This is a genomic window from Dactylosporangium sp. NPDC005572, assembly GCF_040605515.1.
Taxonomy (GTDB): domain Bacteria; phylum Actinomycetota; class Actinomycetes; order Mycobacteriales; family Micromonosporaceae; genus Dactylosporangium.
Genome location: NZ_JBEXCY010000218.1, coordinates 1 through 19,520, shown reverse-complemented (window position 1 = coordinate 19,520; position 19,520 = coordinate 1). Strand labels below are relative to the sequence as shown.

The 19,520-nt window shown below is 73.8% G+C and carries 21 protein-coding genes; 12 read left to right on the top strand and 9 right to left on the bottom strand.

The window, feature by feature from the left end; translation table 11 throughout:
• Positions 1–208 precede the first annotated feature (208 nt).
• From ABZS66_RS51425 to ABZS66_RS51410, 4 genes are read left to right on the top strand one after another with little or no spacing between them, the layout of a single operon-like run.
• Positions 209–1,285: a S8/S53 family peptidase gene (locus tag ABZS66_RS51425; protein WP_354770486.1), complete on the top strand. Its 1,077-nt coding sequence runs from the start codon at positions 209–211 to the stop codon at positions 1,283–1,285.
• An 8-nt stretch (positions 1,286–1,293) separates the two neighbouring features.
• A complete protein-coding gene (locus tag ABZS66_RS51420; protein WP_354770484.1) occupies positions 1,294–1,806 on the top strand; it encodes a hypothetical protein in 513 nt (170 codons plus the stop codon).
• Between the two features lie 22 nt (positions 1,807–1,828).
• Positions 1,829–2,272 (top strand): MerR family transcriptional regulator, encoded by a 444-nt coding sequence (locus tag ABZS66_RS51415; RefSeq protein WP_354770482.1) that lies wholly within the window; start codon positions 1,829–1,831, stop codon positions 2,270–2,272.
• A 10-nt stretch (positions 2,273–2,282) separates the two neighbouring features.
• Complete coding sequence (locus ABZS66_RS51410; protein ID WP_354770480.1) at positions 2,283–2,615, top strand: YnfA family protein; 333 nt, start codon at positions 2,283–2,285, stop codon at positions 2,613–2,615.
• 4 nt (positions 2,616–2,619) lie between these two features.
• On the opposite strand, the gene ABZS66_RS51405 is transcribed toward ABZS66_RS51410, so the two are convergent.
• Complete coding sequence (locus ABZS66_RS51405; RefSeq protein ID WP_354770478.1) at positions 2,620–3,264, bottom strand: VC0807 family protein; 645 nt, start codon at positions 3,262–3,264, stop codon at positions 2,620–2,622.
• 99 nt (positions 3,265–3,363) lie between these two features.
• Here ABZS66_RS51405 and ABZS66_RS51400 point away from each other — a divergent pair, with 99 nt between their 5' ends.
• From ABZS66_RS51400 to ABZS66_RS51390, 3 genes are all read left to right on the top strand, one after another.
• Complete coding sequence (locus ABZS66_RS51400) at positions 3,364–4,164, top strand: hypothetical protein (protein WP_354770476.1); 801 nt, start codon at positions 3,364–3,366, stop codon at positions 4,162–4,164.
• A gap of 22 nt (positions 4,165–4,186) precedes the next feature.
• Positions 4,187–4,753, top strand: coding sequence for a copper resistance CopC family protein (locus ABZS66_RS51395; protein ID WP_354770474.1), 567 nt, complete (start codon positions 4,187–4,189; stop codon positions 4,751–4,753).
• A 263-nt stretch (positions 4,754–5,016) separates the two neighbouring features.
• On the top strand, positions 5,017–5,913 hold the full coding sequence (locus ABZS66_RS51390) for a hypothetical protein (protein ID WP_354770472.1): 897 nt from the start codon (positions 5,017–5,019) through the stop codon (positions 5,911–5,913).
• Between the two features lie 164 nt (positions 5,914–6,077).
• On the opposite strand, the gene ABZS66_RS51385 is transcribed toward ABZS66_RS51390, so the two are convergent.
• On the bottom strand, positions 6,078–6,845 hold the full coding sequence (locus ABZS66_RS51385; protein ID WP_354770470.1) for a hypothetical protein: 768 nt from the start codon (positions 6,843–6,845) through the stop codon (positions 6,078–6,080).
• A gap of 57 nt (positions 6,846–6,902) precedes the next feature.
• Between ABZS66_RS51385 and ABZS66_RS51380 the strand changes: the two genes are divergently transcribed.
• Positions 6,903–7,595 carry a MerR family transcriptional regulator gene (locus ABZS66_RS51380; RefSeq protein ID WP_354770468.1) on the top strand — a complete coding sequence of 231 codons (693 nt, stop codon included), beginning with the start codon at positions 6,903–6,905 and terminating at the stop codon, positions 7,593–7,595.
• A 1-nt stretch (position 7,596) separates the two neighbouring features.
• On the opposite strand, the gene ABZS66_RS51375 is transcribed toward ABZS66_RS51380, so the two are convergent.
• On the bottom strand, positions 7,597–7,950 hold the full coding sequence (locus ABZS66_RS51375) for a hypothetical protein (protein ID WP_354770466.1): 354 nt from the start codon (positions 7,948–7,950) through the stop codon (positions 7,597–7,599).
• A gap of 115 nt (positions 7,951–8,065) precedes the next feature.
• Here ABZS66_RS51375 and ABZS66_RS51370 point away from each other — a divergent pair, with 115 nt between their 5' ends.
• The gene (locus ABZS66_RS51370; RefSeq protein ID WP_354770464.1) at positions 8,066–9,214 is read left to right on the top strand and encodes an MFS transporter; all 1,149 of its coding nucleotides are present in this window, start codon (positions 8,066–8,068) and stop codon (positions 9,212–9,214) included.
• Here ABZS66_RS51370 and ABZS66_RS51365 read toward each other — a convergent pair.
• Positions 9,192–10,604: a glycoside hydrolase family 6 protein gene (locus ABZS66_RS51365; protein WP_354770462.1), complete on the bottom strand. Its 1,413-nt coding sequence runs from the start codon at positions 10,602–10,604 to the stop codon at positions 9,192–9,194. The genes ABZS66_RS51370 and ABZS66_RS51365 overlap by 23 nt on opposite strands.
• A gap of 327 nt (positions 10,605–10,931) precedes the next feature.
• Between ABZS66_RS51365 and ABZS66_RS51360 the strand changes: the two genes are divergently transcribed.
• From ABZS66_RS51360 to ABZS66_RS51350, 3 genes are read left to right on the top strand one after another with little or no spacing between them, the layout of a single operon-like run.
• Positions 10,932–13,952: an EAL domain-containing protein gene (locus ABZS66_RS51360; protein ID WP_354770460.1), complete on the top strand. Its 3,021-nt coding sequence runs from the start codon at positions 10,932–10,934 to the stop codon at positions 13,950–13,952.
• A gap of 20 nt (positions 13,953–13,972) precedes the next feature.
• Entirely contained in the window at positions 13,973–15,223 is a 1,251-nt protein-coding gene (locus ABZS66_RS51355) for a pyridoxal phosphate-dependent aminotransferase family protein (protein WP_354770458.1), read from the top strand.
• Positions 15,224–15,270: 47 nt separating this feature from the next.
• Entirely contained in the window at positions 15,271–15,714 is a 444-nt protein-coding gene (locus ABZS66_RS51350) for a DUF1801 domain-containing protein (RefSeq protein ID WP_354770456.1), read from the top strand.
• A gap of 9 nt (positions 15,715–15,723) precedes the next feature.
• Here ABZS66_RS51350 and ABZS66_RS51345 read toward each other — a convergent pair whose 3' ends face one another.
• The 5 genes from ABZS66_RS51345 to ABZS66_RS51325 all read right to left on the bottom strand — a co-directional run.
• A complete protein-coding gene (locus ABZS66_RS51345; RefSeq protein ID WP_354770454.1) occupies positions 15,724–16,506 on the bottom strand; it encodes a universal stress protein in 783 nt (260 codons plus the stop codon).
• 77 nt (positions 16,507–16,583) lie between these two features.
• Positions 16,584–16,940 carry a GlsB/YeaQ/YmgE family stress response membrane protein gene (locus ABZS66_RS51340; RefSeq protein WP_354770452.1) on the bottom strand — a complete coding sequence of 119 codons (357 nt, stop codon included), beginning with the start codon at positions 16,938–16,940 and terminating at the stop codon, positions 16,584–16,586.
• A 69-nt stretch (positions 16,941–17,009) separates the two neighbouring features.
• A complete protein-coding gene (locus ABZS66_RS51335; RefSeq protein WP_354770450.1) occupies positions 17,010–17,756 on the bottom strand; it encodes a glucose 1-dehydrogenase in 747 nt (248 codons plus the stop codon).
• A gap of 44 nt (positions 17,757–17,800) precedes the next feature.
• Positions 17,801–19,015 (bottom strand): ROK family transcriptional regulator, encoded by a 1,215-nt coding sequence (locus ABZS66_RS51330; protein WP_354770448.1) that lies wholly within the window; start codon positions 19,013–19,015, stop codon positions 17,801–17,803.
• A 178-nt stretch (positions 19,016–19,193) separates the two neighbouring features.
• Positions 19,194–19,520, bottom strand: a 327-nt coding sequence (locus ABZS66_RS51325; protein ID WP_354770446.1) for a hypothetical protein, incomplete at its 5' end; no start/stop codon positions are given.

Here is a 19,520-nt window from a genome sequence, read left to right as displayed (position 1 = left end):
GGCGGCCGCGACCGGCTCGGCCCGCGCCGGGTCGGTGTCCGCCACGCGCATCGCCTGCTCGGCCAGGGCCCGGGCCGTCGCTGCCGCGCTCACAAGTGATCACACTGCGTACCGGACGGCGTCGATGTCAATCGCTCGGTCGGCCGGTGCATCACGGGCCGGGGTGGCGTATCCGTGGTACGGAATCCTCAATCGGGAAGGAAGCGCGATGTCTGAGCAAGAGCTCGGCGCCCTCGTCGTGGACCTGGACCACCTCGACGTGGTGCTCACCGCGGCCCGCGAGCTGCGGCAGGACCTGACCCTCGGCCCGCCGGAGGAGCTGCGCACGCTGCGGCTCGCCCGCGTGCCGGTGTCGGCGAACGTGACCGCCTCGACCTTCGTCGACCCCGAGCACCTCGACCTGCTCCTGGCCCAGCTGCGCTGGTGGTGCGCGGCCCGGTTCGGCGGCTGGACCCCGGAGATGGGCAAGGATCGGCGCCTGGAGCACATCTTCGCGTTCGGGCACCCGAAGTCGCTCGCCGCGCTGCCCGCCACGGCGGCGGACGCGCCGGCACGGTCGTCGTCGGCCCTGGCCGGCGCCGGCACCGGCGTCAGGGTCACCGTGCTCGACGTCGATCCGGCCCGCGCGGAGGCGGCCGGGCCGCAGGTGTCCCAGGTCGTCGGGCACGGCCTGTTCGTCACGGGCCTGATCGACGGCCTCGCCCCCGGCGCCGAGGTCAAGGTCCGGGGCGTCCTCGATGCGGACGGCCGCGGCGACACCTGGAGCGTCGTCAAGGCGCTCGCGGCGGCGGTCGACGAGGACCACGCGCAGGTGGTGAACCTGTCGCTCGGCTGCCGGACGGTCGACGGCGCGCCGCCGTTCGTGCTGCGCCGCGCCGTCGAGGAGCTCAGCGAGCGGGTGCTGCTGGTCGCCGCCGCCGGCAACCGGTGGACCGACCTGGCCGTCGCCCAGCGGTCGCAGCCGACCTGGCCGGCGACGCTGCGCGGGGTCGTGGCGGTCGGCGCGGCGGGCGCGGACTTCTCGCCGCGGCTGCCGTGGGTCGACTACCTGGCCCCCGGCGTGGACATCGTCTCGACGTTCCTCGACGGTGTCTCGACGGAGGAGTCGGAGGGCCAGACGTTCCACGGGTACGCGAAGTGGAGCGGCACGTCATTCGCGGCCGCCCACGTCACCGGCGCCGTCGCCGCCGCGCTGTCGTCGTGCTCCTCGGCGCGCGACGCCCTCAAGCACCTCGCCGCCACGGAAGGTTCGGGCATCACGCGGTACCGGTGGCAGGAGGTATAAACGCTGCCATGAACCTGGGGGACGTCGAGCGGGAGATGGCGCGGCTCGACGCGTTGTACCGGCCGGTCGCCACCGCGCCGGTCGACGTCTCCAACCCGGACGCGATGCTCACCGCGGGCACCGCCGTCGACCGGGAGCTCGGCGCGATCAACGCCGACGGCCGGTCGGTGGCGGTGCTGCGCGCGGTCGTCGACCTCTACGCCGGCGGGGACGACCTCGTGCGGGCCGCGATCCGGGGGCTGTTCGAGCGGTACGAGTGGTTCCGCTGGGGCGCCGGCCTGCCCCGGGACTGGACGACGGCGGCGGAGCTGCGCGCCCACCTGATCCTCTTCAGCGCCCGCGACCAGGGCGGCGACGCCCGCGACGAGCGGCTCGGCCTGCGCGACCTGCTGGCCCGGGCCCGCCGCCACGGCATCGACCCGGCGCCGGCCCTCGCCGAGGTGGCCGCGATGTCGAGCGACACCGACCGGTACGGCATGGGCTCGACCCGGGCGCTCCTGCGGCTTGCAGCCGGTACCTAGGTACGGGTCTACCCTCGGGGACATGACGAGCGACGCCCGCGGCGGCCTGCGCACCGGCGAGGTGGCCGAGCTGACCGGGTTGAACATCCAGACGCTGCGGTACTACGAGCGCCGCGGGCTGCTGGCCGAGCCGGAACGGTCGCTGGGCGGCCACCGCCTCTACCCGCCGGACACGGTGGCGCTGCTGAACGTGATCAAGGCCGCGCAGCGGCTGGGCTTCACGCTGGACGAGGTGGCGGAGCTGATCGACGCGGGCCGCCGCCGCCACCCGACCCCGGACCTGCGCCAGCGGGCGCTGGACAAGATCGCCGAGATCGACCGCCGGATGGCCGACCTGGCCGCGATCCGCTCGACCCTGACCGAGATCGTCGACGCCCGCTGCGACAGCCTGACCAACTGCACCTGCCCGTCCTGCCCGATCCCGTTCCTGACCATCGGCGTGGGCGCGCCCGACGGGTATCCCTGACACTGGGTCCATGACGATCTTCCGGTCCATCGTGCTGTTCGTCGTCGCGGCGGTCGCCGAGATCGGCGGTGCCTGGCTCGTCTGGCAGGGCGTGCGCGAGCACCGCGGGCTGCTCTGGATCGGGGCCGGGGTCGCGGCGCTCGGGGCCTACGGGTTCGTGGCCACCCTCCAGCCCGACGCGAACTTCGGGCGGATCCTCGCCGCCTACGGCGGGGTCTTCGTCGCCGGGTCGCTCGCCTGGGCCATGGTGGTGGACCGCTTCCGGCCCGACCGCTACGACCTGATCGGCGCCGCCATCTGCCTCGCCGGGGTCGCGATCATCATGTACGCCCCGCGTTCCTGAGCCCTCAGGCCGCGGCCACGGCGGCGGCGGGGGCTCTCCGGCGGGCCTGTCGGCTGTAGAGGATGGTCCACGTGACCAGGGCGGCCGTCACCGCGTACGGCAGCACGGCGTTGATCACGACCATCGTGTCGATGCTCAGCACCTCGGTCAGCTCGATGCGCAACGCCGCCTCGGCCAGGAACGTCACGCCCCACACCACCGTGAGGATCCGCTGCGTGCGGCGGAATCCGGCGTACTGCCAGAGGCCGTCCCACCAGGCCACCCGCTCGGGCGAGCCGTCCGTGGCGAAGCGGCGCCCGAAGTAGAACATCAGCGGGCGCGCCGCGAGCAGCGAGGCGAGCAGCAGCACGCCGAACAGCCCGGTGACGGCCGACTCCTTGAACAGCACCAGCCGCCCGTCCCGCAGCGCCAGCGACGAGCCGACGCCGAGCGCGATGATGATCAACGTGAGCACGCCGAACTCGTCGACGCGGCGGCGGACCGCGAACATCACGGCCACCTCCACGGCCGGCCAGACCCCGCTCAGGGCCAGCGCGGACGCCTCGGTCAGGCCACGGTCGGTGAGCCAGGAATAGGTGAGGAGCGGCAGCACGACATTGGCGACCAGGGTGGGCCCCCAGCCGAGCAGGACCTTACCGAACCGGCCCATGCGGACCTCCCCGATTGTGCCCGATTCTGTTCGATTATCCTCACGTACGTGAGACAGATCGTACCATCTCAGTCTCCGGGGGGAAGGTCCGCGTCGCTGGTGCCGTTCCTCTTCGGCGTCGCCCGGCGTCCGGAGCTGCCCGGCCCCGCCCTGATCCGGCTGCTCGGCGACCTGGGCCTCACCCCCGCCGCCGCCCGGGCGCTGCTGCTGCGCATGCGGCAGGAGGGCAAGCTGGCCAGCCTCCGGCACGGGCGCGGCGCCGCCTACCGGCTCGCGGGTGAGTACGGCCGCCGGTTCGACCGGATCCGGGCCGGCGGCCGGCCACCCGCGCCGGAGTGGCCGGGGGCGTTCCACGCTGTGCTCTACCAGGTCCCCGAGTCCCGCCGCGCGTTTCGCGACGCGCTGCGCCGGGCGGCCGTCCAGGCCGGCTACGGCCTGTTGCAGCCCGGGGTGCTCGTCGCGCTCGACGACCGCACGGAGCACCTGCCGCTGGCCGACGCGCCGCCGGGCGCGCTGCTGCTGGTGACCCGCCTGCCGCTCGACGAGCCCGACGCAGCCCGGGCCGCGCGGGTGGTGTGGGACCTGGACACCCTCGCCGGCACCTTCGCCGCCCACGCGGGAGCGTTACGCGCGGCCCTCGACGCGCTGGCCGGGCCGCCGGCGCCGGGCGCCGAGACGCTGCGCCGCTACGCGGCCCTGCTCAGAACGCCGATGGTCGACACGCTCAGCAGCCCGCGCCTGCCCGCCGCCCTGTTCCCGCCCGGCTGGCCGCTGCCCGCGCTGTGGGCGCAGATCCAGGCCGTGCAGGAGGTCTTCGGCGGCCCGGCGGCGCGCTACGTCGACGAACTGCTGGGAACTTCCGCGGTGCCGCCGACGACTACCCTCCCACCGACTCCCTGACGTTCTTGACGAGGATGACGACATGAAGCTCCGGCGCCTGCTGGTCGCGACGCTGCTGGGTGCCACCGCCACGCTCGGCCTGGCGGCGCCCGCCTCCGCCCACTCGACGCTGGTGCGCTCCGACCCGGCGAAGGGCGCGACGGTCACCGCGCCGGTCGCCACGGTCACCCTGACGTTCAACGAGATGGTGAAGCAGAGCCGTACCACGGTGACGGTGACCGGCCCGGACGGCGCGTCGTACAGTGACGGCGCCGCCCGCGTCGTCGACAAGAACGTGCTCCAGGCGGTCCGCGCCCTCCCGCCGGGCGCGATCACGGTCGCCTGGTCGACGGTGTCGGCGGACGGCGACGCGATCTCCGGCACGTTCGCGTTCACGAACGCGGCGCCGGCCCCGTCGCTTTCCCCGTCACCGTCGCCGTCCCCGTCGGCGCCCGCGTCACCGACCGCCGCACCCACGTCGGCCGCGGCACCGGTGCCCACGTCGGCGGACGGCTCCGGCGCGGCGGCCTGGTGGATCGCCGGCGCGGCCGTGCTCGTGGTGCTCCTCGGCGGCGGCTTCTTCTGGTCGCGGCGGCGCCGCACCGGTTGAGTAGGGCTGTAGGCATCGGCAGCCCTCCTGCTCGCCGTCTCGTGGCTCGGTTCGCACCGCCATGGCCGAACTCTGCGGTCTGGGCCGGCATGGGCCGGCATGTCCGCCTATGTCGGCGACGGCGTCACCCGCGCGGGTTCCGTCGACCCGCGAGCGCCTGAATACGCGTGCCTCCCGTCGTACCCTGATGGTGTCCGTCGATTCGTACCCTCGACGAAAACGCGGACCGCATCCGCTGACCACCGGCGTCAGAAGGAGGAATCATGCCATCCCAGGGCTTTCGGGACTGGCTGGCCGCGGGCAAGCCGTACGCGCTGATCCGCCCGGCGCGGGCGCTGCAGCGCAATCTGAAACGGCACGGCCTGACCGTGTACGACTACCCCGACGACGACCACCTGGAGGCGAACACCCCCGAGGACCACACGCCGTTCTCGGTGACGGGCTGGCCCAGCGCGAACGCGCGGTGGAAGGCCCGCGGCCTGGACGTGATGCCACGCAACGACTCCAGGGCCGCCCGCAAGGAGAACGCCGACATCGCCCGGCAGCTCATCCGCGACCGTGACGCCGGCGTCCCCGGCGTGGCGTGGATCAAGTACATCAACTGGACCGACGAGTCCGGGACCTGCCGCCAGGAGCGGTGGATGCCCGCCCACACCACCCGCTCATCCACCGACAAGGGTCACATTCACGTGTCGGGCCGGTCCGACGCCGACGACGACCCGCGCGCGGAGGACTACGACCCGATCGCCCGCATGGACGGAGACCGCGGCATGTCCGTACACAGCGACAGCATCCTCGAGGCCTGGCGGCTCGGCGCGCCGAAAGCGGCCGACGGCAGCGAGATCGAGCCGGTCAAGTGGCGGATCCGCGACGAGGCCTGGCAACGGTCGATCACGGCCGCGCTGGCCGGGGCGGCCGCCGACGCGAAGTCGGCCCGCATCGCGATCGAGGCCCTGGTCGCCGCGATCAACGCCGGCGGCGGCTCCGTCGACGCGGCGGCGATCATCGCGCACGTCGACGCGCTCGCCGCGGCCGAGCGCGACCGCGAGCTGCAGCTGCTGGCCGAGGTCGCCGAGCTGCGGGCCGAGCTGGCCGCGGCCCGGGCGGTGGCCGAGGCGCAGCTGTCACCGGCGGAGCGCGCAGCGCTGCCCCCGCACTGAACGCGGACCATCCCGGACCACCGAGACGTCGAAGCCCGCCTCGGCGCGCCGCGACCCGACCCCATGGCCCGGGGCGGCGACTGCTCCGGCCCGCCCGGCCGCGGCCAGTTCACCGGCCACCCGGAGCGGATCGGCTCGTCGCCGCAGTCCGACGACGAGGACGCTCAGCGCCGGCGCTGGGCGCTCCCGGAGCGCCCGACGGGCGTGACGCTGACCAGGCCGACCGCGGCGAACCACACCATGACCGGCAGGTGGAGCGCGTAGCCGGCCTGCTCGAGCGCGACCGAGGGCCCCGCCGTCCCGCTGGTCCAGGGGATGACGACAGCGGCCAGTCCCGATGCCGCGGCGACGGCTCCGGTACTGCGGAAAGCCCGCGACCCGCCACGGCTCAGCGCGACGGTGGCGGCGACCCAGAGCAGCCCGGCCAGGTTGACCATCCACTTGGCGACGAGCAGCACCGCCGCGGCGGCCACCGGTGAGCCGGTCAGCTGGGTGACGGCGAGGTTCCCCGCGTCGTGCAGCAGCCCGGCCAGCCCGGTCGCGGCGAGCAGGCCGGCCCCGACCGCCGGGGACGGCCCGGCAGCCGGGCGGGCGGCGGCAGGATTCGACCCGGCCGCGGTCAGAGCGGTGACAGGCGACGACCCGGCCGCGGTCAGAGCGGTGACAGGCGACGACCCGGCCGCGGTCAGGGCGGCGGCAGGCGACGACCCGGCCATGGTCAGGGCCGCGGCCAGCAGGCCCAGCCAGCCGGCGACGTCCAGGGCGAGGGCGGCGAGGTGCAGCCCGGGCCGGTCGGCGACGGCGGCCAGGGTCGCGGGCAGGTCGGCGGGGTTCAGGGTCAGCCCGGCCGCCACGGCGACGACCGCCCCGGCGAGCAGCGCCCCGACCGACGACAGCAGCAGCAGGCCCGCGGGCCGTGCGATGGTGGTCATGGGCGGCGACGCTAGAACCTTGGTGCAGGGCGAAGGTCAAGCCGCGGAGGAGGCGTCGTGTGGCGGATCGGGCAGCTCGCGCGCATGGCCGGCGTCTCCGGCGGCACGCTGCGCCACTACGACCGGATCGGGCTGCTGCGGCCGGCGGCGGTCGACGCGGCGACCGGCTACCGGTGGTACGGGGTGGCCGAGCTGACCCGCCTGGAACGCATCCGCGGCCTGCAGCGGCTCGGGCTGCCGCTGCGCCGCGTCGCCGAGCTGCTCGACGCGCCCGACGCGCAGGTGCGGGCGGCGCTCACCGACACCGTGGCCGAGCTGCGCCGGGACATCGCGGCGAGGACCGCGGCGGTGGCGGCCGCCGAGGACCGGCTCGCCGCCGCGACGCCGGTCCTGCCGCAGGTGGCCACGGTCGGCCCGCGCCGCCTGCGGGTCCGCCGGTTCCAGGTCGGCGACCCGGGCGAGCTCGCCGCCCGGTGCGCCGGCGGGGTGCTGCTCACGTGGCTGGGCGGACCGCCGGGGGCCCCGTTCCCGGCCGCCGTCACCGACCGCGGCGGCGAGCCGCTGACGCTGCCGGCGCGGCGGGTGGTGCGGGCCGTCGTGCCGCCGGCGTGGGGCGTGGTCCGCTCGGGACTGGACCTGTTCGATTGGATCGGGCGGCACCGGCTGGCGGTCGCGGGCCCGACGGTCGAGGAGCGCCTGACCGACGGCGACGGCGCCACCGCGACGGTGCTGGAGATCCCGGTCGGTTAGGTTACGGCAGCAGGTCGGCGGGGGCGCGCATGTGCCAGGCGTCGGTGACCAGCTCGGCCAGGCGGGCCACGTCGACCGCCTCCAGGCGCAGCATGACCAGCGGCAGGCCATCGTAGGCCGGGGTGGTGAAGAACCGGTCCGGCTCGCCCAGCAGCAGGGCCTGCTTCTCGGCCTCGTCGCCGACGTAGAGCACGGCGACGTCGGTGCGGATCACGCGCGGCTTCCCGGGGAGGCGCTCGGGGTAGGACCAGACGAAGCCCTTGTTGCCCACCCGGAAGTCGAACCCGTCGCTGTCGATCTCGACCACGTGCGGCAGCGACAGGGCGAGCCGGCGCACGTCGTCAGCGTCAGCCACGCCACCAGCCTAACGAAAAATCGGGCGCGTACCGACGGCCGGCGGTGCTAGCGTCCGGCCCATGACGTTTGGTTGACGCCGCGGCTCACCGGCACAGCGGCTCGGGCGGCTCACCGTGGGGTGGTCCCTGCTCGGCGGCGCCGTGCCGCTCTATCCGCTGTACGCCCTCTTCTTCACCGCGACCGGGTTGACGGGCGGGCAGATCTCCGTGCTGTTCGCCGTGTGGTCGGTCACGAGCATCGTCGCCGAGGTGCCCACCGGGGCGTTCGCCGACCGGTTCTCGCGGCGGGCCGCGCTCGCGGCGTCCGGGGTGCTGCAGGCCGTGGGGTTCGCGGCGTGGCTGGTCACGCCCGGCTTCTGGGGGTTCCTCGCCGGGTTCGTGCTGTGGGGCGTCGGCGGCGCCCTGGCCAGCGGTGCCCTGGAGGCCCTGCTCTACGACGGGCTCGCCGCGGTCGGCGCGCAGGACGACTACGTTCGGCTGTCCGGGCGGGTCGACGCCGCCGGCCTCGTCGCGCAGGTCCCGGCCGCCGGTGCCGCCGTCCTGCTGTACGACCTGGGCGGTTATCAGCTCGCCGGCTGGGTCAGCGTCGGCGTGTGTCTCGCCGCGGGCCTGCTCGCCCTCCGCCTGCCCGAGGCCCCGCGCACAGCGGACGAAGACGACGACGACGGATACTTCGCCACCCTGAGGCAGGGTGTCCGGGAAGCGGCCGTCAACAGCGTCGTGCGCACGGCTGTGGTCGCCCTCGCCGCGCTCGCCGGGCTCGACGCGATCGAGGAGTACTTCCCGGTCATCGCGGCCGACTGGCGGGTGCCGACCGGGCTGAACCCCCTCGCCGGCCTGGTCGTCACCGGCGGTGGCGTCGCCGGGGCGTGGCTGGCGTCGAGGGCCGCCGGCGCCGGCCGGTGGGGACAGTGCCTCATGCTGGCCGGTGCGGCGCTCGCCGCCGGGGTGGCCGCGCTGCTCGACGTGCCGGCGGGGATCGTGCTGCTCGCCGTGTTCTACGGCCTCTACCGCCTCGTCCTGGTCCTGGTCGACGCCCGCCTGCAGCGGGTCATCGAGACCGGCGCCCGGGCCACAGTCACGTCGGTCGCGTCCCTCGCCACCGAGGTGTCGGCGCTGGTGCTCTTCGCGGCCTGGGCCGCCGGCGGGCTGCCGCTGGTCGCGGCCCTGACCGCGCTGCTCGCCCTGGTGCCGCTGGCGGCGAGGGGCGCCGCCGCGGAACCGGCGGCGCCCCAGCATGCTACGAGCAGGCCGAACCGTTGAGCTTGAAGCCCGTGGCCGCGCCGTTGCTGCCCGAGAAGCTCGCCTGGAAGCCGAAGCTCGCCGTGGCGCCGCTCGGGATCGACGCGTTCCAGCCGCCGTCGCGGACCGACACCGACGTGCCCGACTGGCTCGCCGTGGCGTTCCACGCGTTGCTGACCCGCTGGTCGCCGGGGAAGGCGAAGGTCAGCGTCCAGCCGTTCACCGCCGGGCCGCGGTTGGTGATCGTCACCGTCGCGGTGAAGCCGTTGTTCCACTGGCTGTCCACCTTGTACGCCACCGAGCACCCGCCGGCCGGGGGCGGCGACGAGGACGGCGACGACGAGGGTGACGAGGACGGCGACGAGGACGGGGACCGCGACGGGGACGCGGACGCCGACGGCGAGGACGACGGCGACGACGACGTGGGCGGCGGCGAGGTGACCACGCCGTTCAGCGCCAGCTGGTACGCCAGGTCCGGGGAGAATGTGCCGGCCGAGGCCGCGCAGCCGTCCGCCTCGCCCGGCGGCTTGGCCCACACGAACGCGTCGACGGTCGCCTCGCCGGTCGACGTCGTCGGCGCGACGCCGGTGCCGCGGCCGGACGGGTCGCACCACTGGCTGCCGTTCGGGCCCTTGCCGTTGCGGCTGGTGTCGACGACCTGGTGCAGGTTCGCCGCGCCGATCGCGTTGAGCACGTTGCGGCCGTAGTTGACCTCGTCGGCGGTGGTACGGAAGTTCGACACGTTGCTGTAGAAGCCGTCGGCGCTGCGCACGCCCGCCGCCACCAGGCGGTTCGCCTGGTCGCCGGCCGAGTTCCAGGCCGAGTGACCGGCGTCGAGGTACACCTTCGCGCTCGGGTTCGCCTGCTTGATCGTGGTGACCGCGCTGGACAGCGCCGAGTTGCGGGCGGCGATGCCGGCGCTGTCGAGGCAGGTCTGCAGCGCGATCGAGTCGGGCTCCAGCAGCACGACCGCGGTGCGGCTGCCCAGGCCCGAGGCGAACGCGCGGACCCAGTTCGCGTACGACGGATAGTCGGTCGTGCCGCCGGCGCTCGCCCCACCGCAGTCGCGGTTCGGGATCGCGTACGCCACCAGCAGCGGGATCTGGCCGGCCGCGTTGGCCCCGTTGACGTACGCGGTCACGTCGGCCGTGGTCGTGGACGTGTTGGGGCTGGTGAACCAGCGGCCCTGTGGCTGCGCGCCGATCCGGTCGCGGATCAGCGCGGCCCGCGAGTCGTTCGGGTTGGCCGCCAGCCAGCGCAGCACCTGCGAGTTCGGGTCCTTGTAGAACGTGCCGGATATGGTGCCCGCGCTCGCGGACCCTCCCCCGGCGAGCCAGACGGCGGCGGTGCCGGCCGTCACGGTCGCGATCGCGGCGACCGCCGGCAACCGCCATCTTGCAGGTACGCGCACGGTGACCCTCCAGACACGACGACACAGGCTGCGGGAATCTCACCAGGCCGGGGCCCGCGAGCAGAAGGGAGTCGTCGATGGAACAGGTGTTGACCTGCGCTGATGCGAATGAACAGGCTGAAACTTTCGGCTACACGTGAATGAATGGCAGGTGCTGGTCGCCGAGCGTGGCGGCGTCATGTGCGCAATGTCGCGATCAGAGAGCCCCAGCGGTACCGTCAAGGCCACAAACTCCGCGAAAACTCGTGAAACCGTGTGGCGGCACCCTCGCCGAACGATGCTGCCAGGTACTCCTCATTCGGCACTGAACTGGGTAGCGTCTGCCTCGTGCTCAAGGTGTACGTCGGGGCGATGGCGATCCTGGTGACCGCCAACTTCGCGCTGCCCGGCCTGCACCTGGTGCTGTGGACCGCGATCGGGCTCGCGTCGGTGACCGCGATGCTCGTCGGCGTGCACATGCACCGGCCCCGCCGGCGGGCGCCGTGGTACCTGCTCGCGGCCGCCGTCGGCTCGTTCATCGCCGGCGACGTGACCGCCGACGTGCTCACCCGGCTGCTGCACCGGCAGGGCTTCCCGTCCGCGGCGGACTTCTTCTACCTCACCGTCTACGTGCTCATCGCGGCCGCGCTGGTCTGGCTCTACCGGCTCGGGGTGGTGCGCCGCGACCCGGCGAGCCTGTTCGACGCGCTGACCCTCACCGCCGGGCTGGGCCTGCTCTCCTACATCTTCCTGATCCGGCCGTACGTCGAGAACCCCGCCCTGTCGGCCCTGGACCGCACGATCTCCATCGCGTACCCGCTCGCCGACATCATCGTGCTGGCCGTCGGCGCGCGGCTCATCGCCTCGGTCCGCCCGACGCCGGCCGTGTGGCTGCTCGCGATCGGCGGCGTCGGGCTGCTCACCTCCGACGTCGGCTACGGCCTCGCGCAGCTCAACGGCGACTGGGCCACCGGCGGCCCGGTCGACACCGGCTGGGCCGCGTTCTACGTGCTCTGGGGCGTCGCCGCGCTGCACCCGTCGATGCGCGAGCTCACCGAGCCGAAGGTGGTGCGGGCCGGCGAGGAGCGGGTCGGCCGGCTGCTGCTGCTCGGCCTGTCGCTGTTCGTCGCGCCGGTCGTGCTGTTCGTCGAGATGCAGGCCGGCCGGGTCCGCGACGCGGCCGTCATCGCCGTCGTGTCCGCGCTGCTGTCCGGCCTGGTCCTGCTGCGGCTCGGCCGCGCCGTCACCGGCCAGCGGCGCACCCTGGAGCGCGAGCGGCGGCTGCGCAAGGCCGGGGCCGCGCTGCTCATGGCCACCGACGACGCGGCCGTCGAGGCGACCGTCCGCGGCGCGGTCGCCGACCTGCTGCCGCCCGGCCGGGACCACCGCGCCGCGATCGGGCCGGCCCACACCGACCGGCTGTCGATGTCGTACACCCGTGACCTCGGCGTCAATCTCGGCGTCGACCTCGGTGACTTCGAGGTGACGCTCTGCTGCCCCCTCGCGCTGGCCGACGGCCGCCCGGCCGAGCGGGCGCTGTACGTCGCCGCCGACGAGGTCGTGCTGGTCGGCCTGCAGGAGGCGGCGCAGATCCTGGCCACCCAGGCCGCGATGGCCCTCGACCGGATCGCGCTCGGCGAGGAGATCGGCCGGCGCAAGAGCGAGGCCTACTTCCGCACGCTCGTGCTCAACGCCACCGACGTGATCCTCGTCCTCGGCGACGACGACCGGGTCCGCTTCGCCAGCCCGTCCGCGCAGGTCCTCTTCGACCGGGAACTGGTCGGGGAGCCGCTGCCGGCGGTGTTCGCGCCGTCAAGCGCCGGCACGGTCGAGCGGCGCCTCGGCCAGGTCCGGTCCGGCGGCGCCGACCGGCCGGGCGAGGACCTCACCGTCACCGGCCCCGGCGGGCGGCCGACGCTGGTCGAGGCGGCCTTCCGCGACCTGCGCGACGAGCCGACCGTCCGGGGCGTGGTGGTGACCCTGCGGGACGTGACCGAGCGCAGCCGCCTGCAGGCCGAGCTGTACCAGCGGGCCACCTTCGACGCGCTCACCGGCCTGCCGAACCGGGAGGTGTTCCTGACCCGGGTCCAGGAGGCGGTCGCATCGGGCGCGGAGACCGGCGCGACGGTCGGCGTCCTCATCGTCGAGCTCGACGACTTCAAGGTCGTCAACGACACGTGGGGGCACGGCGCCGGCGACGCCCTGCTCGTCGCGGTCGGGCAGCGGCTCACCGAGGCGCTGCGGGCCGTCGACGGCTCCTACGGCGCGGCCGGGACCGTGGCACGCCTCGGCGGCGACGAGTTCGCCGCGCTGGTGCGCCGGGCCGGCAGCCCCGCCGACGTGGAGCGGGTCGCGCAGGTGGTGCTCGCGAGCTTCAAGCAGCCGTTCGAGCTCGACCACGGTACCGTCACCACCACCGCCAGCATCGGGGCGGCCACCACCACCGAGGCCGCCACCGCCCAGGAGTTGCTGCGCCACGCGGACCTGGCCGTGTACGTCGCCAAGGACGCCGGCCGGGACCGCTGGCGGCGCTACGAGTCGTCGCTGCACAGCGAGATCGTCGAGCGGCACCGGCTGCGGGCCGACCTCGACCGGGCGATCGCCGACGAGTCGCTGCTGCTGCACTTCCAGCCGATCGTGACCCTCGCCGACGGGCGCACCCACGGCTTCGAGGCACTCGTGCGCTGGGACCATCCGGCGCGCGGCATGGTGCCGCCCGACGACTTCATCCCGGTCGCCGAGGAGAGCGGGCTCATCGTGCCGCTCGGCGCGTGGGTGCTCAGCAGCGCGGTGAAGGCGGCGGCGCAGTGGCGCATCGCCTACCCGGACACGGAGACGTACGTCTCGGTGAACGTCTCGGCCCGGCAGTTCCGGACGCCCGATTTTGCGCCATGGGTGCTCGCGGAGATCGACCGGATGGGCCTGCCGCCCCGCGCGCTGCTGCTGGAGATGACCGAGAGCCTGCTGCTGCACGACGACGGCGAGGTCGCCGGCGCGCTCGCGGCGCTGCGCGAGGCGGGCGTGCGGATCGCCATCGACGACTTCGGCACCGGCTTCTCGTCGCTGTCCTACCTGCGCAGACTGCCGGTCGACGTGGTGAAGCTGGACAAAAGCTTCATCGACACCATTGCATCTTCGGCGGAGCAACACGCGGTCGTCGACACCATCGTGCAGCTGGCCCGGATCCTCAATCTCCAGGTCGTCGCCGAGGGGATCGAGACCGAGGCGGAGCGTGAGCTGCTGGTCACGATGGGCAGTGACCATGGCCAGGGGTACTTGTTCTCCCGGCCACTGAGCTACGGTGACGCTAGCCAATGGTTGTTGGAGGATGCGTCGGGGCTTCAACGGGGAGGCCGCACCGCGGCCTGAAACACCCCGGAGGAAGCGTCTTGACCGTCGAGCACCTCGCCACCGCCGTCGACGAGGATCCCAGGTATAGCGGCATCGCCCACCTGCGGGAACACACCAGGTTCTACGACGCCGTGATCGACGAGATCAACGGGCGCCGCATCCGGGTCGGCGGGCACTGGCTGACCGACTGGGCGTCGTGCAACTACCTCGGCTTCGACCTGGAGCCCGAGATCATCGAGGCGGTCGAGCCGCAGCTGCGCCGCTGGGGCACCCACCCGAGCTGGTCGCGGATGCTCGGCAACCCGGGCCTGTATCCGCGCATCGAGGAGCGGCTCGCCGAGCTCCTCAGGGCGCCCGACACGCTGGTCCTGCCGACGATCACGCAGATCCACCTGTCGGTGATCCCGGCCCTGGCCGGCGAGGGCACGCTGCTGGTCGACGCGCGGGCGCACAAGACGATCTGGGACGGCTGCGTCTTCGCCCGCGGTCAGGGCGCCACGGTGCGGCGGTTCCGCTCCCTCGACGAGCTGGCGTCGCTGCTGCCGGTGGCGAAGGGCCCGGTGCTGGTCTGCATGGACGGCGTCAACAGCATGACCGGCAACATCCCCGACGTGCCCCGGTACCTCGACCTGTGCCGGCGGCACGGCGCGGTGCTCTACGTCGACGACGCGCACGGCTTCGGCGTCATCGGCGAGCGCCGCCCCGACGAGACCAGCCCCTACGGCGCCGGTGGCAACAGCATCGTGCGGTACCACGGGGAGTCCTACGACGACCTGGTCCTGGTCGGCGGGTTCTCGAAGGCGTACTCGTCGCTGCTCGCCTTCGTCGCCGTGCCGACGGTCCTGAAGAACCGCCTGAAGGCGTCGGCCGCCCCGTACCTGTACTCCGGCCCCTCCCCCACGGCGTCCCTGGCCACGGTGCTGGCCGGCTTCGACGTCAACGCCGACCGCGGCGACAAGCTGCGCGCCGACCTGCACCGCATGACCATGCGCGTGCTCGGCCACGTCCGCGGCCTCGGCGTCTTCACCCCCAACACCGACGACACCCCGATCATCGAGCTGCCGATCGCGCTGGACCGCGACCTGGTCGAGGTGTCGGAGCTGCTGTGGGCGCGCGGCCTGTTCGTGACCCTGGCCCCCTACCCGGGGGTGCCCCGCGACCAGGTGGGCTTCCGCATCCAGGTCACGGCGGCCAACACCGACGCCGAGGTGGACCATCTCCTGGACGTCGTGAGCGAGCTCGCCGCCGCGGAGGTCTTCCAGTCGGCCCGGGAGAGCAGCGCCAGCTGATCAGGTTTCGAGAAGCCGGCGCCGCGGCCGCTCCCTAGCATGGAGACATGAGCGCACCGAAGAAGGCCACGAAGAAAGCCGCTGCGTCCGGCGGCCTGTCCGAGGAGGAGCGCGCCGCCGTCAAGGAGCGCGCCAAGGAGCTGCGGTCGAAGAAGGGCGGCGACACGGAGCCCGAGTTGCTCGCGAAGATCGCCGAGATGGAGGAGTCCGACCGGGCCATGGCCGAGCGCATCCACGCCATCGTCAAGGCCAACGCCCCCGAGCTCACGCCGACGACGTGGTACGGCATGCCGGCCTACGCCCGCAACGGCAAGGCCGTCTGCTTCTTCCAGCCGGCGAAGAAGTTCAAGTCGCGGTACTCCACGCTCGGCTTCAACGACCCGGCCAACCTCGACGACGGCGTGATGTGGGCGACCGCGTTCGCGCTCACCGAGGTGACCGACGAGGCCGAGGCCCGCATCGCCGAGCTCGTCAAGAAGGCCGCCGGGTGAGGACGGCGCCTAAACGCTGCGCGTGACGAGGACCGGCGACGCGGCGTGGTGGACGATGAGCTGGGTGACCGGGTTCGGCCGGGGGTGCTCGTACCAGCCCGCCCGGTGGGCGCCCAGCACCACCAGCAGCGCGGTGCGGGCCGCCTCGGTCATCGCGTCGAGGATCGGGGCGTCGCGGCTGGTGAAGCGGGTCTCGACCTCCGGGTGGAGGCGCAGCCACGGCTCCATCTCGGCGGCGACCGCCTCGTGCGGGCGGGCCCGGCCGGCGTGCAGGGCGACCAGCGGCACATGCCGGGCGGCGGCCTCGCCGTAGCCGAACGCGAGGGCCCGCTGGCTCGACGGTGACCCGTCGACGCCGACGACCACCGGTGCCTGCTGCGGGATCGCACTCATCGGGTCGGCCCAGCGCCACGCGTTGTTCACCACGAGCACCGGGCAGTGCGCGAACGCGGTCAGGTGGGCACCGACCGACGTGTCGAGCAGGCCGCCGTCGTGGACGCGGCCGCCGATCACGACCAGCGACGCGTGGCCCGACTGGTCCTGCAGGACGGCGGCGGCCGGGCCGCCGAGCGTCGCGGTCTCCACCGCGATGCCGGGCTGCCAGGTGCGGGCCTCGGCGGCGGCGTCGAGGACGACGCCCTGGCCGTCGGCCGTCCCCTCCCAGCTCATCGCGTGCACGACCCGCAATGTGCAGCCGTGCCGGGCGGCCTCGTCGGCGGCCCACCGGACCGCGCCGAGGCTCGCGGTGGAGCCGTCGACCCCGACGACGATGGGACTCCGTGTCAGCTGCATGGCGCACCCCCTCACGCCCTCCCCAGCTACCACCATCCCTCGCCGCGGCCCGCTCGGCCAGAAATTCAGCCAGACATTCAGTCGGTCGCTTCCTTGGCCTTCTTCCGCTTGCGGGCCGGTCGGCGCCGGGGGCGCTCGCCGCCGGAGGCGAGCTTCGTGTACGTGAGCATGTTGGCCAGCCCGATGCCGATCGCGGCGAAGAGGACCTGGATGCCCAGCTCCCACCAGCTCCACTGGATCTTCCAGACCTTGACGAGCGCCTTGTCGTCGAGGTTGACCAGCTCTGCGACGAGCGTGCCGAGCAGGGCCGCGCCGACGCCGATCAGGAACGTGATGAAGATCCCGATCGACTGACGGCCCGGCAGGACCAGCCGGCCGAGCACGCCGATGAGCAGGCCGATCGGGATCGCGGTCAAGAAGTCGTTGATGTGCATGGTCCCGCGCGTTCCTCCCCATCGATTTGCCAAATCGAAGGGACGGTACAGCACGGGCGCGCGGCGTGCTCAGCGGGCCGAGAAACCGCCGTCGACCGAGACGACCTGCCCGGTGATGAAGCTGGCCTTCTCCGAGCCGAGGAACACGATGGCCTGGGCGATCTCGTCGGGCCGGCCGAAGCGGTGGGCCGGCACCGACTCCCGGAACGCGTCCCGTTCGGCGTCGGTGGGCACGTACTCGTCGAGCATCCGGGTCTCGATCGGGCCGGGCGCCACCGCGTTGACCCGCACCCCGGCCGCGGCGGTCTCCAGCGCCGCCGTGCGGGTCAGCCCCTCGACGGCGTGCTTGCTCGCAACGTAGACCGAGTCGTCGGGCACGCCGATGTGCCCGGCGACCGACCCGACGTTCACGATGCTGCCGTACCCCTGGGCGAGCATCACCCGCACCTCGTGCTTCATGCTGAGGATGACGCCGAGCACGTTGGTCTCGAAGGTCGACGCGTAGTTGTTGACGGACTGGTCCTGGACGGGCGCCCGGGTGCCCAGGCTGCCGGCGTTGTTCACGGCGACGTCGAGCCGGCCGAAGCGGGCCACGGTGTCGTCGACGAGCGCCCGGACCTCGTCGTCGTGGCGGACGTCGGCGTGCACGTAGTCGGCCTGCGCCCCGGCCGAGCGCAGGTCGCCGGCGAACGCCTCGCCGGCCTCGTCGCGGCGGCCGGCGACGATGACGCCCGCGCCCTCGGCCGCGTACGCCTCGGCGGTGGCCCGCCCGATGCCGGTGAGGCCGCCGGTGATGAGCACGACTGGATTCGTCATGCGGCGGTACTGCCCCGATCCACCGGGGCCATGCGTTCAGAGCCTCAGGGCGTCGGCCGGCGCAGGGCGGCGAGGATCCCTTCGCGGACGGTCGCGCGGCCGGCCTCCTGGGCGCCGAGCAGGGCCGCGTCGTCGTGGATCGTGCTGGTGGCGATCGTCGTGTCCAGCGGCGCGGCCTCGGCGAGGGCGGTCGCGACGGCCGTGCCGAGCACCGGGCCGCCGGCCTGGCCGACCTCGCCGCCGATGACGACCAGCGGCGGGTCGAGCACCGCGACGACGGCCGACAGGCCGATCGCGATGCGGCCGGCGAGCGCGGTGACGAAGCTGCGCGCGCCCTCGTCGCGGTCCTCGGCGCGGGCGACCGCTGCCGCCATGGTGCCCGCGGCCGTGCTCTCGTGGATGCCGTACTGCGAGGCGAGGTCGAGGACGGCGCCGCCCCCGACGAGGTCCTGGAAGTCGACCCGGCCGGTGAAGCCGCGCCCGTCGCCGGCGCCGGGCAGCATCATCGGCATGTAGCCGATCTCGCCGGCCCCGCCCCGCGCGCCGCGCAGCAGCGTGCCGCCGAGGTCGATGGCCAGGCCCAGGCCGGCCTCGCCGAGCCAGAGCAGCGCGAAGCTCTCCGCGTCGCGGCCGGCGCCGTGCGCCCGCTCGGCGACCGCGGCCAGGTTGACGTCGTTGTCGACGCCGACCGGCACGCCGAGCCGGCGCCGCAGGTCCTCGATCAGGCCGGGGCGGCCCCAGCCCGGCACCTCGACGTGGTGCAGGACGTCGACCTTGGCGTCGTAGGAGCCGGCCACGGCGATCTGCACCTGGGCGACCGGGTCGCGGGCGACCCGCGCCTCCTTGCACACGTCCTCGACGGTGTCGACCACCGCGCTGACCGGGTCGGTGCGGGTGAAGTCGACGGTCAGCTCGAGCCGCCCGCGCAGCTCGCCGGCCAGGTCGGTCACGGCGGCGGTCACGGTCGGCGCGTCGGCGTCGCCGCGGTCGCGCACCGACAGGGCCACCGAGTAGGCGGCGTCGGGGTTCACCGCATACACCTCGGCGTTGGGTCCCGGGCCCGCGCTCACGTAGCCGACGACGGTCACCAGCTTCGCCTCGGTCAGGCGGCGCAGCGCCTCCGAGATCGTCGGCTTGGACAGACCGGTGAGGTCGCGGAGCTCGCCGCGGGTCAGCGGCCCGCGCTCCAGGACATGGCTCAGCGCGGCCGCGTCGTTCATGGCCCTGAGCAGCTTCGATGATCCGCCGAGGTGCGTCATTGTGGCTCGAACCGTACGGAGGCGTCTCGCCGGGTGTCAATCGCCACCCGGCGGCCGGTGGTTCCCCATGGGCTGGCATAAGCGGACAAAGCGCGCCGGGCGGCCCCGTCGCCGGCCCGCCGGTGCGCGCCGTGCCCGGTGAAATGTTCAACGCCGCCGGCGGCATCTTCGCGGTGCATCAGGGGGTGTGCTTCGGCGACTTCCCCTGGTTCCCCTGACTCCCCTGATTCCCCTGGCTCTTCTCGTCCTGCTGGGTCGGTGAGCTCGACGGCTGGCCGGTGCGGCGCTGCTTGCAGTACGCCTCGATGTGCTCCTCGCCCTGCGCGGCGGCGGCCAGCTCGCGCCGCTCGGCGTCGGTGAGCTTGCGGCCGCGGCCCTCCTGCCAGGCCCGGCACAGCTCGTCGATCCGGGCCGCCCGCTGCGAGGCCGCCGCGGCGTCGGGGGTGGCGCTCAAGGCGCAGGCCGCACCCGCGTCGATCGCCGGTGGTGGCACCTTCACGCTGAA